At 73.5% G+C, this 13,574-nt stretch carries 10 protein-coding genes; 4 read left to right on the top strand and 6 right to left on the bottom strand.

Annotated features, from left to right (window positions below):
• Nucleotides 1–13 precede the first annotated feature (13 nt).
• The gene (locus tag ACWCSU_RS22985) at nucleotides 14–973 is read right to left on the bottom strand and encodes a Ppx/GppA phosphatase family protein (protein WP_449937331.1); all 960 of its coding nucleotides are present in this window, start codon (nucleotides 971–973) and stop codon (nucleotides 14–16) included.
• Between the two features lie 146 nt (nucleotides 974–1,119).
• Between ACWCSU_RS22985 and ACWCSU_RS22980 the strand changes: the two genes are divergently transcribed.
• Together ACWCSU_RS22980 and ACWCSU_RS22975 are read left to right on the top strand one after the other, a co-directional pair.
• Nucleotides 1,120–2,043 (top strand): formylglycine-generating enzyme family protein, encoded by a 924-nt coding sequence (locus ACWCSU_RS22980; protein ID WP_449937329.1) that lies wholly within the window; start codon nucleotides 1,120–1,122, stop codon nucleotides 2,041–2,043.
• 4 nt (nucleotides 2,044–2,047) lie between these two features.
• On the top strand, nucleotides 2,048–3,289 hold the full coding sequence (locus tag ACWCSU_RS22975) for a UDP-N-acetylglucosamine--N-acetylmuramyl-(pentapeptide) pyrophosphoryl-undecaprenol N-acetylglucosamine transferase (RefSeq protein WP_449937327.1): 1,242 nt from the start codon (nucleotides 2,048–2,050) through the stop codon (nucleotides 3,287–3,289).
• Here the strand turns inward: ACWCSU_RS22975 and ACWCSU_RS22970 are convergent.
• From ACWCSU_RS22970 to ACWCSU_RS22960, 3 genes are all read right to left on the bottom strand, one after another.
• Complete coding sequence (locus ACWCSU_RS22970) at nucleotides 3,259–4,164, bottom strand: hypothetical protein (protein WP_449937324.1); 906 nt, start codon at nucleotides 4,162–4,164, stop codon at nucleotides 3,259–3,261. The two genes, ACWCSU_RS22975 and ACWCSU_RS22970, sit on opposite strands and share 31 nt — an antisense overlap.
• A 72-nt stretch (nucleotides 4,165–4,236) precedes the next feature.
• Nucleotides 4,237–5,124, bottom strand: a complete 888-nt coding sequence (locus tag ACWCSU_RS22965; RefSeq protein WP_449937323.1) for a hypothetical protein — start codon at nucleotides 5,122–5,124, stop codon at nucleotides 4,237–4,239.
• 224 nt (nucleotides 5,125–5,348) lie between these two features.
• Nucleotides 5,349–6,785 carry a hypothetical protein gene (locus tag ACWCSU_RS22960; protein ID WP_449937321.1) on the bottom strand — a complete coding sequence of 479 codons (1,437 nt, stop codon included), beginning with the start codon at nucleotides 6,783–6,785 and terminating at the stop codon, nucleotides 5,349–5,351.
• Nucleotides 6,786–6,942: 157 nt separating this feature from the next.
• On the opposite strand from ACWCSU_RS22960, the gene ACWCSU_RS22955 reads away from it, so the two are divergent.
• Together ACWCSU_RS22955 and ACWCSU_RS22950 are read left to right on the top strand one after the other, a co-directional pair.
• The gene (locus ACWCSU_RS22955) at nucleotides 6,943–7,599 is read left to right on the top strand and encodes a response regulator transcription factor (RefSeq protein WP_357704752.1); all 657 of its coding nucleotides are present in this window, start codon (nucleotides 6,943–6,945) and stop codon (nucleotides 7,597–7,599) included.
• The gene (locus tag ACWCSU_RS22950; protein ID WP_364088288.1) at nucleotides 7,596–8,732 is read left to right on the top strand and encodes a sensor histidine kinase; all 1,137 of its coding nucleotides are present in this window, start codon (nucleotides 7,596–7,598) and stop codon (nucleotides 8,730–8,732) included. Before ACWCSU_RS22955 ends, ACWCSU_RS22950 begins: the two co-directional genes overlap by 4 nt.
• Nucleotides 8,733–8,792: 60 nt before the next feature.
• On the opposite strand, the gene ACWCSU_RS22945 is transcribed toward ACWCSU_RS22950, so the two are convergent.
• Nucleotides 8,793–11,609, bottom strand: coding sequence for an NACHT domain-containing protein (locus ACWCSU_RS22945; protein WP_449937318.1), 2,817 nt, complete (start codon nucleotides 11,607–11,609; stop codon nucleotides 8,793–8,795).
• A 76-nt stretch (nucleotides 11,610–11,685) separates the two neighbouring features.
• A complete protein-coding gene (locus tag ACWCSU_RS22940) occupies nucleotides 11,686–13,551 on the bottom strand; it encodes a propionyl-CoA synthetase (protein ID WP_449937315.1) in 1,866 nt (621 codons plus the stop codon).
• Between the last annotated feature and the right edge of the window lie 23 nt (nucleotides 13,552–13,574).

The following is a 13,574-nucleotide window of genomic DNA, read 5'->3' as shown; positions in this document are numbered from 1 at the left end:
GGATATATCGGCCTTACTCGGCAATTCCAGTGGACTGGTCCAGTCGTCCCGGCAGGACGTCGAGCCGGCGCAGTATCACGCCCTCGCGCAGCGCCCACGGGCACACCTCCAGCCGGTCCACCTCGAACAGGTCCATCGCCGCGTCGGCCACCAGCGCCCCGGCGGCCAGCTGCGCCGCCCGCCCCTCGGACACCCCGGACAGCTCGGCCCGCTCGGCGGACGTCATGCCGGTCAGCCTGGCCGCCCAGCGGGCCATGTCCTCACGTGAGAGCGCGCGCGAGACGTACGCGCCCTCGCTGGTCGGCGCGGCCCCGGAGATCCTGGCAAGCTGCTTGAAGGTCTTGGAGGTGGCCACGGCGCGGTCGGGCTCGCCGTACCTGGCGACGTCGCCGACCGTGCGGGCGATCTCCGTACGGACGTGCCTGCGCAGCTTGCGCACCTCCTCGGCGGACGGCGGGTCGCCGGTGAACCAGTCGCGCGTCAGGCGTCCGGCGCCCAGCGGCAGCGACACGGCCACGTCGGGCTCCTCGTCCACCCCCGCGGCGATCTCCAGCGAGCCGCCGCCGATGTCGAAGGCCAGCAGCCGCCCGGACGACCAGCCGAACCACCGGCGCACCGCGAGGAACGTCAGCCGGGCCTCGTCACGCCCGGACAGCACCGCGATGTGCACGCCGCAGCGCTTGTCGATCTCGGCCAGCACCTGCTCGCCGTTGGCCGAGTCGCGCACCGCCGAGGTGGCGAAGGCGAGCAGGTCCTCCACCCCCTTGTCCTCGGCCAGGCGCACGGCCTCCTCGACGAACGCGCCGAGCCGCTCGATGCCTTCGGAGGCGAGCCTGTTGTCCGCGCCCAGGTACTGCGTGAGGCGCAGCTCTTCCTTGTGGGAGTAGGCGGGCATGGGCCGCGCGCCCCGGTGGGCGTCGACGACGAGTAAATGGACGGTGTTCGAGCCGATGTCCAGCACGCCTAGTCGCATGGGAAAACGCTACCGGTCTGCGGCTTTTCGGGCGAAGCCGACTCCGGCCCGGCCGAGCGGGGCGGACCCGGCCGGCCACGCGGCCCGGACCCGGGACGGCCGCGTCATCGTACGCATGTTCAGGGGACTACCCTTCCCATGGTGACATGACACGTTTGGGGGGTTTCGTGAGCGCGTGCTGTGGTCCGAGCAGAGGGGCCGCCGCCCCGCCGCGCCAGGTCGAGGTGATCACGCGGCGGACGGCGCCGCGCGGCATGGTGCGCATCCCCGGCGGCGCCTTCCTCATGGGCGGGGACGACCCCGACGGCCGCCCGGAGGACGGCGAGGGCCCGGTGCGCGAGGTACGCCTCGACCCGTTCATGATCGACCCGGCCTGCGTGACGAACGCCCAGTTCGCCACCTTCGTCAAGGAGACCGGGTACGTCACCGAGGCCGAGCGCATCGGCTGGTCGTTCGTGTTCGCGCAGTTCGCCAAGGCCGGGATCATGGACGCGAGCGTGCCGCAGGCCCCCTGGTGGACGGGCGTGGAGGGCGCGACGTGGCGCTCCCCCGAGGGGCCCGGCTCGACGGTCGGCGACCGGCAGAACCACCCGGTCGTGCACGTGTCGTGGAACGACGCCAACGCCTACGCCGCCTGGGCGGGCAAGCGCCTGCCGACCGAGGCAGAGTGGGAGATGGCCGCCCGCGGCGGTCTCGAACGCGCCCGCTACCCCTGGGGCGACGAGCTGACCCCCAAGGGACGGCAGCGGTGCAACATCTGGCAGGGCCACTTCCCGACCGCGCCGAGCAAGGGCACGATGCCGGTCAAGTCGTTCCAGCCCAACGGCTACGGGCTCTACAACGTCTCGGGCAACGTCTGGGAGTGGACGGCCGACTGGTGGGGCACGGCGTGGGAGCCGTCCGCCGACAACCCGGCCGGTCCGGCGGACGGGACGGCCAAGGTGATCCGGGGCGGGTCGTACATGTGCCACGATTCCTACTGCAACCGCTACCGGGTGGCCGCGCGCACGTCGAACACGCCCGACAGCTCGACCGGGCACACGGGCTTCCGCTGCGCGGCCATAGTCTGATCGCATGTCACGAACCCTGCGACTGTTGATCACCGGCGGCGGCACCGGCGGTCACACCTATCCGGCCCTGACGACCCTGTCGGCCGTCCAGCGACGTCAGGTGCCGCACGACGTGCTGTGGGTGGGCACCGAGAACGGCCTGGAGGCCCGCATCACGGCCGAGCACGGCATCCCGTTCAAGGCGATCACCACGGGCAAGCTGCGCCGCCGGCCGAACATCAAGGAGCTCGGCACCAACATCGCCGACGTGTTCCGCATCCCCGTCGGGGTGTTCCAGGCCGTGGGGCACGCCGCCCGCTACCTGCCCGACGTGGTGCTGTCCACCGGCGGGTACGTGGCGGTGCCGATCGGCGTGGCGGCCAAGCTGATCCGCCGTCCGCTGGTCATGCACGAGCAGACCACCGTGGTGGGCCTGGCCAACCGCATCCTGGCCAGGCTGGCGACCCGGATCGCGCTGTCGCACGAGTCGTCGCTGGAGTACCTGCCGCCCTCGGCGCGGGCCAAGGCCGTGGTGACGGGCAACCCGGTGCGGCCGGAGCTGCTGCAGGGCAACCGGGCGGCGGCCTACGACCTGTTCGGGCTGACGTTCGAGGTGCCGCTGATCTACGTGACCGGCGGGGCCCAGGGCAGCAAGCAGATCAACACGCTGATCGCCGAGATCCTGCCGCGGCTGCTGCCGCACGCGCAGGTCGTCCACCAGTGCGGGCCGGCCTGGATCGACCAGATGCGGGCGGTCGAGGTGCCGCCCGGCCTGGCCGACCGTTACCACCCGGTGCCGTACGTGGGGACCGAGCTGCCCGACCTGTTCGCCGCGGCCGACGTGGTGATCTCGCGCAGCGGTGCGGGCACGGTGTCGGAGCTGACCGCGATCGGCAAGCCGTCGCTGCTGATCCCGCTGATCCCGACCGGCGGCGACGAACAGCGCAAGAACGCCGGCTACCTGGTCTCGGCGGGGGCCGCGCGGGCGCTGCTGGAGCCGCGTCCGACGGCGGAGGACCTGCTGGCCGAGCTGATGCCGATGCTGGCCGATCCGGGGCTGCGCGCGGCAATGGGGCAGGCGGCGGGCAAGCTGGGCCGCCTCGACGCCGCCGACGCCCTGTGCGACCTGCTCCTGGAGGCCGCCCACGGCGGCCAGGGCGGCCACGGCGCCGGCGGGCCCGGCTTCGGAGGTCAGGGCGCGGGCGGGCAGGGCTTCGGAGGTCAGGGGACGGCCGGTCACGGGCCGGGCGGGCCGGGCTCCAGGTAGCGGAAGGCCTCGTGGGCGGAGCTGACGCTCCGCCTCAGCGCCTGGTCCAGGCGGTCGGCGTCCTCGGTCAGGCGGGTCAGCTCGTCCGTCGTGGCCTCGTCGGCGCCGGTCTCGGCGACGAGCTCCTCGTACTCGTGCAACCGCGCCCGCAGCTCGGCGATCTGCTGCCGGGCCCGGTAGGCGCGTTCGGCCTCGGCGACGTTGGCGGCGTACCGTTCCAGGGCCTCCACCCGGCCCAGGACGGCGTGCTCGCTGCTGTCCAGCGCCTTGGTGAGGGGTTCGGCCACGGCCGCCACCTCGGGCGTGCTCTCCCCCGACAGGGTCTGCCGGTGCCTGGCGCGCAGCCCGGACAGCTTGGCCAGCAGGCGGGCGATCTCCCACTCCTGGGCGGGCAGCATCACCGCGTTGCGCACGTCGTCCAGCAGCCCTTCGGCGTTGACCCGCGACTGCGACACCGCGGCGACCGCCCGCTGGGCCCGGCGCAGCAGCCTGCGCGAGGGCTCGTCGAGGTCGTCGATGAGCACGTACCGGCCCTCGTGGCGGACCGCCTGCGCGTGGACCCGCCGCTCGTGCTCGGCCTCCTCGCCCTCCGGCGTCTCGGTGCGGACGAACGTCACGATCATCAGCGGGACGGCGAGGAGCACGAGTAACAGCGGCCCCAGGGAACGGCCGAGCCCGCCGGCACCGAGCAGCAGGCCGAGGCAGACGGTCGCCCCGCACACCGCGCCGAGCCGCCAGTACGGCGCGGCGGCCAGGCTCGGGCCGGAACGGTCCGGGACCCACCCCCTGCGCGCCCTGATCAGCAGCCGCCGGTTGTCCCGCAGCAGCCGCGCGTCGGCCGGCGGCAGGGCGGGGTCGACGATCACGTCCGCCATGATGTCGGATCGGATGGGGATTCACCTCCTGCGAGGGCGGAGCACCTCCCGCGTGTGTCACATGGTCCGATGTCAGCTCTCCAGGTACCGGAACGCCTCGTGCGCCGACCGCACGCTGCGCCGCAGCACCTGCTCCAGCTGGTCGGCGTCCTCGGCGAGCCGGTCGATCTCCGGCACGGCCAGCGCGTCGGCGCCGGTCTCGGCCAGCAGCTCCTCGTAGCGCGGCAGGCGCGCGCGCAGTTCCTCGATCTGGCCGCGGGCGTGGTAGGCGCGTTCGGCCTCGGCGACGTGCTCGGCGTAACGTTCCAGGGCCTCGACGCGGGCGATCATGGCGGCCTCGCTGGTGGCCAGGGCCCGGTCCAGCGGCTCGATCACCGCGGCCACCTCGGGGGCGATGCCCCGGGACAGCAGGGCCTCGTGCTCGGCGCGTAAGGCCGACAGCTTGGCCAGCAGGCGGGCGATCTCCCACTCCTGGGCGGGCAGCATCACCGCGTTGCGGGCGCCGTCGAGCAGCCCCTCGGCGTTGACGTGCGAGCGCAGCACCGAGCCGATGGCCCGCTGCGCCCTGGTCAGCACGTCGGCGGCGTCCCGGTCGAAGTCCTCGGGCAGCAGGTAGCGGTCGCGGTACGGGCGGGCCCGCTCGTACACCTCGCGGTCGCGCGAGCGGTCGTGCTCGGGCAGCTCGCTCATCGAGGCGATCTTGACCAGGACGACGAAGACGAACGCCCCCAGCAACGTGAACCCGGCGGCCGGGTGCGACCAGGCCAGCAGCACGGTCATGAGCGCGACCACCGCGGGCGTGGCGGCCAGCAGCGCGACGCTGGAGACGTTCCTGAACCGGTCCGGACGCACGTCGGCCGGCGGCACCCAGCCCGACCGCATCCTGGACAGCAGCGGAGCGTTGGCCCGCAGCAACCCCGCGACCTCCGGAGGAACCCCCGGCTCGACGACCACACCCACGCTCTGTCCCGGCACCTTGGCGCCCCCAACGCTCGTGATGCAGTGGATATTACGTATTTTTTCGGAAGGATGTCAGCCTCCGCGGGGTCAGGACGGGAAACCACCAGGCCCGCTCCCCCAGCACCTCCATGACCGCGGGCACCAGCACCAGGCGCACCACCGTGGCATCGAGCAGCACCGCGACGGCCGACTACGCAGGTCCGCGGCGGGCAGCGCGATCGTCCTCATGCCGGGACGGTAGTGCCCTCCTGCTCCGCGCGACACCGCCGTCGCCGTACGCCGGCTACGGCGAGCGCGGCGGACACGCAGGCGAAGGGGATGGCCGGCAGGACGTAGCGGTGGTCGAAGTCGAGGGCGGCCACCGGGGCGAGGAGCAGGAACGCCGCCATCGTCCACGGCAGCAGGGCGGCGCGGCGGCGTCCGGCCGAGCCCAGGCCGCCGATCAGGAGCAGCACGCCGAAGGCCGTGCCGTGCAGGAACCACGGGTAGGGGTAGGCGGCCAGGATCGAGGCGTACGGCTCGACGGAGGTCATGCCGCGGATGCCGGGGTCGTACTCGGAACGCACCTTGGCGACGAGGGCCTGCTGCTCGGGCAGCGGCCAGGAGCCGCGCGGGAAGGTCGTGGACGGGCTCATCCGGCGCGGGTGGGCGACCGGCTGCCAGGTGAAGGCGAGTGAGGTGTCGCGGGCCACCTCGCGCAGGTAGTCCAGCGGCTGGGCGGCGATGGCGCGCAGGGCGAAGGACCTGGCCAGGTCGTTGTAGGCGAACCGGTCGCCGGGGAGCCGGTTGAGTGAGGCGCCGGGGGCCCAGACGTACTCGGAGGCGGCGTCGGCGACGGTGCCGTTCGGGCAGAGCGGGGCCTCGGCGGGCGGCGGCTCGATGATCGAGCAGTCGGCGAAGGTCATGGTACGGGCCCACAGGGCGACGCCGTCGGAGCCGCTGAGGGCGAAGCGGCCGTGATGCTGGGCGTACCAGCCGGCGTAGGCGGCCAGCGGGAGGGCGCCGGCCAGCAGCAGCGCGGCCACCCGCCGCCAGTGCGCGCGGCGCAGCACCAGCCACCCGGCGGCCAGGGCGATCAGCGGCACGGCCGCGGTCCTGGTCAGCCCGGCGAGCGCGAGCAGCAACCCCGCCACCGCCGCCGCCCGCACCGACGGCACACCCGGCCACAGCCCCCCGGACGGGCCGTGGCGCCACATGAGGACCGCCAGCGCGGCGGTGATCAGGAAGATGACCTGGAGGTCCGACAGCACGGCGTGCTCCAGCCGGAGGAGGGCGGGGTCGAACAGCACCGGCACGGTCGCCAGGGTCGCCCCCCAGCCGGGCAGCGAACGGCGGCGCAGCAGCGCGTAGATCATGACGCCGATCGCGAGGCCCATCGCGTGCTGCACCCCGGCGACCAGCTCGACGCTGTGGAAGGGCCGCAGCGCCCACAGGAACCACGAGTACCCGGCGGGGTGGAAGGCCGCCTGGGGCCGCAGGTGCACGGCGGTGTCGAGGTAGGTGAAGGAGTCGTACCAGTAGAGCTGCGCGGTGTCGTAGCCGAGCATGACCAGCACGCGCAGCGCGGCGGCCAGGGCCAGTGCGCAGGCGAACAGTCCGTGGCCGGGCAGGCGGCGCGCGGCGGGCGCGTGCGGGCGCGTCCGCGCCAGAGTGACTGCCATGGACTTCTCCCCCGTCGGCGACCGGGCCGGTCCCGGTCGTTCGGAGGGCAGTCCAGCGATCCGCCGATAACCTTGGCGTCACCTGAAATGGTTATGCCCGCGTTATGAGGTCTGGTCCAGACTTGGGGGCATTTCGTGATCTTGTTGGGGGCTACGAGTGCGGGTATTGATCGCCGAGGACGAGCGCATGCTCGCCGACTCGATCGCCGAGGGGCTGCGGGGCGAGGCGCTGGCCGTCGACGTCGCCTACGACGGGGAGGCGGCGCTGGAGCGGCTCGGGGTGCACGACTATGACGTGCTGATCCTCGACAGGGACCTGCCGGGGGTGCACGGCGACGAGGTGTGCCGGACGGTGGTGGAGCAGGATCGGCTGGTCAGGGTGCTCATGCTGACCGCGTCCGGGGACGTGCGGTCGCGCGTGGCGGGGTTGTCGCTGGGGGCCGACGACTACCTGTCGAAGCCGTTCGCGTTCGAGGAGCTGGTGGCGCGGGTGCACGCGCTCGGGCGGCGCGCCCGCCGGGCCGACCCGCCGATGCTGGAGCGGGCGGGCGTGCGGCTGGACTGGGCGCACCGGCAGGTGTTCCGCGACGGCGTGTACGTCCCGCTGGCCCGCAAGGAGTTCGGCGTGCTGGCCGAGCTGCTGCGCGCGCAGGGCGCGGTGGTCTCGGCCGAGGTCCTGCTGGAGAAGGTCTGGGACGAGCACATCGACCCGTTCACCAACACCGTGCGGACGACGATGATGAAGCTGCGCAAGAAGCTCGGCGAGCCCCAGGTCATCGAGACCGTGCCGGGATCGGGGTACCGCATCCCATGACCGTGCGCATGCGTTTCGCCCTGGCCTGCGCCGGGGTGTTCCTCTTTCTCGGCGGCCTGGCGGTGACCGGGGTGTACTTCGTCGTCCGGTCGCAGCTGGAGTACCGGATGGACCTGATCAAGCCCGACTTCCCCCGGGAGTACTACGGCGACTCCTACGACCGCGCCTACCTCAACGGGATGCGGGTGCGCGCGGCCTACCAGCGCGAGACGCTGAGCGGCGTGCGCACCGTCGGCGGGATCATCGTGCTGGCCGCCACCGCCGCGGCGTTCGGGCTGGGCTGGCGGGCGGCGGGATGGGTGCTGCGGCCGGTCAAGACGGTGACCGAGACCGCCCGCCGGGTCGCCCAGAGCCACGACCTCACCGAGCGCATCGCCTACGAGGGCCCGCGCGACGAGGTCAAGGAGCTGACCGAGATCTACGACACCATGCTCGGCCGGCTGGCGCGCTCGTTCGACGGGCAGCGCCGGTTCGTCGCCAACGCCTCCCACGAGCTGCGCACCCCGCTGACGATCAACCGTACGCTGGTGGACGTGGCGGTGCGCCGTCCCGACGCCACCGACGACGTCAAGCGGCTCGGCGAGTCGCTGCTGCTGGTCAACACCCGGCACGAACGCCTCATCGACGGCCTGCTGGCCCTGGCCGAGGGCGAGCAGGCGGTGCTGGACCGGCGGCCCTTCGACCTGACCGACGTCGCCGAGCACGTGCTCGACCAGGCCGGGGAGGAGGCGGCCGAGCGGGAGGTGACGATCCACCGGCTGCTGGACGCGGCGCCGACGACGGGCGAGGCGGTGCTGGTCGAGCGGCTGGTGCAGAACCTGGTGGAGAACGCCGTCCGGCACAACCACCCCAAGGGCGAGGTGTGGGTGACGACGCGGCGGCGGGCCGAGCAGGTCGAGCTGGTGGTGGCCAACACCGGGCTGCACGTGCCGCCGTACGAGATCGAGACGATCTTCCAGCCGTTCCGGCGGCTGCACGGCGACCGGCTGCGCTCGGAGCGGGGCAGCGGGCTCGGCCTGTCGATCGTCCGGGTCATCGCCGAGGCCCACGACGGCACGGTCACCGCCAGGCCGCGCGACGAGGGCGGCCTGACGATCACCGTGGAACTGCCGGTGGACCAGTCGGCCCCCTGACGATCACCGCGGAGCCGGTGGACCGGTCGGCGCCCTGAGGACCGTCGTGGAGCCGGTGGGTCAGTCGGCGCCCAGGCTGATCTGCCAGAGCTCCTCCTCCGGCACGCCCGCCCTGACCAGCTGCTCCCACGTGGCGACGCGCTCGGTCGGGTCAGCCAGCACCAGGACCAGCAGCGGGCGCAGCTCGGCGTGGTCGGCGCCGTCTTCGCGCCACAACGCGCCCAGCGCCCGGTGCACCGCCGGGGACCGCACCTCCCCGGCCTCCAGCAGCTCCCGCAGGACGGCCACCCGGTCGCGGAAGCGCAGGGCGCGCCCCTCCCCCACGGCGAGCATCAGCAGGTCGAGCAGCCTGCGGTGGCGGGGGGCGTGGCCGGTGGCGGCGGCGACGATCACGTCGCCCATGGCGGTGCCCTCGGTGCCGCCGAGGATCACCTCCTCCCGGCCCTGCCCGGCGACGCGGTGCGCCGACAGGGCGTTGACCAGGCCCGTCCAGCCCTCGTGCCCGAGCTGGCCCTTCCACAGGTGGCTGAAGGAGGCCCAGCGGCCCAGCGGGTCGGGCCCGCCCAGGATGTGCGAGACGGGGACGGGCTCCTGCGAGGCGGCCACGATGAGCAGCGCCAGGTTGGCCGAATAGGCGGCCAGGCGGCGGGTGACGGGATGGCGTACGGGCTCGAAGCCGGTGAAGCAGCGGCGGCGGCGCTCGTACAGGGACCGGCGCAGCAGCCCGGCCAGGTGGGTCACGCACCGGGCGCGTACGGCCGGCGGCACCTCGTCCAGCAGCTCCAGGATGAACCCGACCGTCGGCCCGCGCTCGGCCAGGCAGGAGAACGACGTGACCGCGTACAGCAGGTCGTCGTCCACGCTCTGGGCCAGGGCCAGCGGCTCGTCCCCGGCCAGGCGGCGGCGCCGGTCGAGGTCGCGCAGCGCGTACACGGTCAGCCACGCGGTCAGGAACTCGCCGAAGGTGGAGTGGAGGAAGGAGTGGCCGTCGCGGCGGATGAAGAAGAAGCGCTCGGTGGCCCGGCGGGCCCAGTCGACGGGCGGGCGCGGCTCTTCGGGCTCGTCCTCGCCGCCCTCGCACAGGGCGGGCAGGTCGCGGCCGAGGTCGTCCTCGGTGATGACCTGGCGGCCGCGGGCGAGCATGGACAGGGCGACCGTGCCGAGCAGGACGAGCTCGCCGTCGATCAGCACCCGTTGCGGGGTGGCGGTCTCGCGTTCGGTGAAGTCGCGCAGCAGCACCTCGTACAGGCGGGCGCGGCCGATCGGGCGGTGCTCGCGCTGGAGCGCGTTGCCGCCGGCGTCGTAGAGGGCGAGCAGCAGCAGGAGCAGCGGCTGCCTGGCCATCTCGCCGTGGGCCAGGGCGGTCGCCGCGGGCAGGGGCTTCAGGTCGCGCCGGGCCAGCAGGGCGCGGTTGGCCTGGTCCCAGATGTCCAGCCACTGGCGCACCTGGTCGTCCTCGAACGGCTGGAGCTGCAGCGCCAGCAGCCCGTCGGGGAACCTGATGCGGTCGGCCACCACGGTCCGGCTGGTCACGATCACCACGACGGGCCGCCCGAGCGCGGCCTCGCGGCGCTGGAACTCCTGGACGTGCCCGAGGTAGTCGTAGCGGTTGACGCCGCCCTGCAGCAGCTCGTCGAAGCCGTCGAGGAGGATCACCGGCAGCGCGCCGTCGCCCGCGGCGACCAGGTCGGCGTAGGCGACGTCCTCCTCCAGCACGGCGGCGACGGCCTGCTCGATCTGCTCGGTGACCGGCGCGCGCGGCGAGACGCGCGGCAGCTCCACCCTGATCGGCAGGAACTCCGACCTGGCCAGGCGGGCGCCCAGCACCTCGGTCAGCTTGGACTTGCCCGAGCCGGGCTCGCCGAGCACGAGCAGCGGCGCCTGGGTGGCGCGCAGCGAGGTGAGGTGGCCGACGAGGAACGCCTCGGCGTCGGGCAGCACGCGCTGGTCCCGCCACCAGCCCACGGAGGAGGGGTCGGACTCGTGGGTCAGCTCGGCGACCCGGCAGCGCGGGCTGAGATAGCCCTCGCCGAGCAGCGGGAGCGAGACGTCCTCGGGGAGCTTGCCCGCGGCCAGCAGGGGCCGGTCGAGGGCGTTCGCGGCCATCCTGGCCCGGTGGATCATGGGACGGTCGCCGACCCGCGGCGGGGCCAGCTCGGCCAGCAACCAGGCCACCCGCGACAGGCCGGTGCCCGGCGTCTGGCGGTCGGTGACCAGGCTGCGCACGCCGAACTCGTGGCTGTCCAGGGACAGCGAGCGGAAGTCCTCGTCGTAGATGCGCAGGGCGTGCGCGGGCGGGCCCTCGGCGAGCATCCGGGGTAACAGGAGCTGGTCGTCCACGGGCAGCTCGTCCCACACGCTGAGGCCGCCGACGAACCCGGCCATCACCTCCGACATGCGCAGGTGGGCGCGTTCGACGGCCTGGCGGGTCTCGGCGAAGGGCACGTGCGGCTCGGGGGTGGGCAGGCGTTCCATGAGGAGACCGGCCACCAGGCGGGCGAAACGCTCGGGGGTGGGCACGCCGTGGGAGATCTTGTCGGCCCGGTCGAGCTGCTCCAGGGTGAAGGGCAGCTTGGCCTCCCCGAGCGCCTCGAACCAGGCCGAGACGACGATCACGGCGTGCGCGGCGGCCAGGCGCTGGGTGCGGGTGTAACGGTCCACGCCGCCCTTCAGCTCGGGCATCCGGCGGATGACCTCCTCGCCGTAGCGCACGACGTCGGAACGCATGTCGGCCAGGCCCATGGTGAGCAGCCCGCCCCCGGCCAGCGCCCAGCCCGTACGGGCGGCCGCCGCGGCGAAGCCGACCACCTTGACGAGCCTGCCCTCCTTGCAGCCGAGCACCCTCAGGGCGTCGGCGTAACTCGGGGTCTCGATCATCAGCCTTCTCTCCGGGACCGGGAGGTCCCATCATGCGCCGGGCCGCGCCCCCGGCGCCGCCCTGATGCACGCTCCGCTATGGGCCTTTCACGGCGTCGGCGATCTCCGGCAGCACGCCGGGGTCCTCGATGGTGGACGGCGTGGCGTACGGCCGGCCGTCGGCGATGTCGCGCATCGTGGCGCGCAGGATCTTGCCCGAGCGCGTCTTGGGCAGCCGGGCGACCACCACGGCCCGGCGGAAGGCGGCGACCGGCCCGACGCGCTCGCGCACCAGGGCGGTCAGCTCGCGCTCGACGTCGGCCGGGTCGCGGGCGGAGCCGGACTTGAGCACCACGAACCCGACCGGGAGCTGCCCCTTGAGCGCGTCGGCCACCCCGATCACCGCGCACTCGGCGACGTCGGGATGGGCCGCGAGCGCCTCCTCCAGCGCGCCCGTGGACAGGCGGTGGCCGGCCACGTTGATCACGTCGTCGATGCGGCCCATGACGAAGAGGTAGCCGTCGGCGTCGATGTGGCCGCCGTCGCCGGTCAGGTAGTGGCCGGGATAGCGGGACAGGTAGGAGGCCGTGAAGCGCTCCTCGTCGCGGTAGAGGGTGGGCAGGCAGCCGGGCGGCAGCGGCAGCCGGACGGTGACCGCGCCCTCCACGCCGGGCGGGCACTCGCGGCCCTCGGCGTCGAGGACGCGCACGTCGTAGCCGGGGACGGGTTTCGTCGGCGAGCCCGGCTTGATCGGCAGGGTCTCGATGCCGACGCAGTTGGCCGCGACGGGCCAGCCGGTCTCGGTCTGCCACCAGTGGTCGATGACCGGGACGCCGAGCAGGTCGCTCGCCCAGTGGTAGGTGTCGGGGTCGAGGCGCTCGCCGGCGAGGAAGAGATGCCGCAGCCCGGACAGGTCCCACTCTTTCGCGAAGTTTCCGGCGGGGTCCTCCTTCTTGATGGCCCTGATCGCGGTGGGCGCGGTGAACAGCGTGCGCACGCCGTGCTGGGCGGTCACCCGCCAGAACGCGCCGGGGTCGGGCGTGCCGACGGGCTTGCCCTCGTACAGGACGGTCGTGCAGCCGGTCAGCAGCGGCGCGTACACGATGTAGGAGTGGCCGACGACCCAGCCGACGTCGGAGGCGGCCCAGAAGACCTCGCCGGGGGCGGCGCCGTAGACGTTGGTCATGCTCCAGCGCAGGGCGACGGCGTGGCCGCCGTTGTCGCGCACCACGCCCTTGGGCAGGCCGGTGGTGCCGGAGGTGTAGAGCACGTAGAGCGGGTCGGTGGCGGCCACGCTCACGCACCCGGCGGGCTCGGCGGCGCGTACGGACGCGTGCCAGTCGAGGTCGCGGCCCGGCGTGAGCCCGGCCGGGCACTGCGGGCGCTGGAGGATCACGCAGTGGGCGGGCCGGTGGGCCGACTGGTCGAGGGCGGCGTCGAGCAGCGGCTTGTAGGCGACGGTCCGGGCCGGCTCGACGCCGCAGGAGGCCGAGAGCACCACCTTGGGCTCGGCGTGCTCGATGCGCAGGGCGAGCTCCCTGGCCGCGAAGCCGCCGAACACCACCGAGTGCACCGCGCCGAGCCGCGCGCAGGCCAGCATCGCGACGACCGCCTCGGGCACCATCGGCATGTAGATCACGACGGTGTCGCCGGCCGTCACGCCGAGCGCCTTCAGCATGCCCGCCGTCCGGGCCACCTCGTCGAGCAGCTCGGCGTAGGTGATCGTGCGGACCGTGCCGGTGACCGGGCTGTCGTGGATCAGCGCCGCCTGCCCGCCGCGTCCGGCCGCGACGTGCCGGTCGACCGCGTTGTGGCAGGTGTTGAGCCGTCCGTCGGGGAACCAGCGGCTCCCGTCGGTGACCACGGCGGGCGCGACGTCCCAGTCGATGTCGCGTGCCGCCTCGGCCCAGAACTCCTCCGGGTGCGAGATGCTGCGCCGGTAAGCCTCGTCATAGCCGCCCACTTTTCGATCAGATCAGCCGCCGG

This window comes from Nonomuraea sp. NPDC001699 (assembly GCF_053596455.1).
The sequence above is the reverse complement of the archived record's forward strand: the minus strand, read 5'-3'. Positions and strand labels throughout refer to the sequence as shown.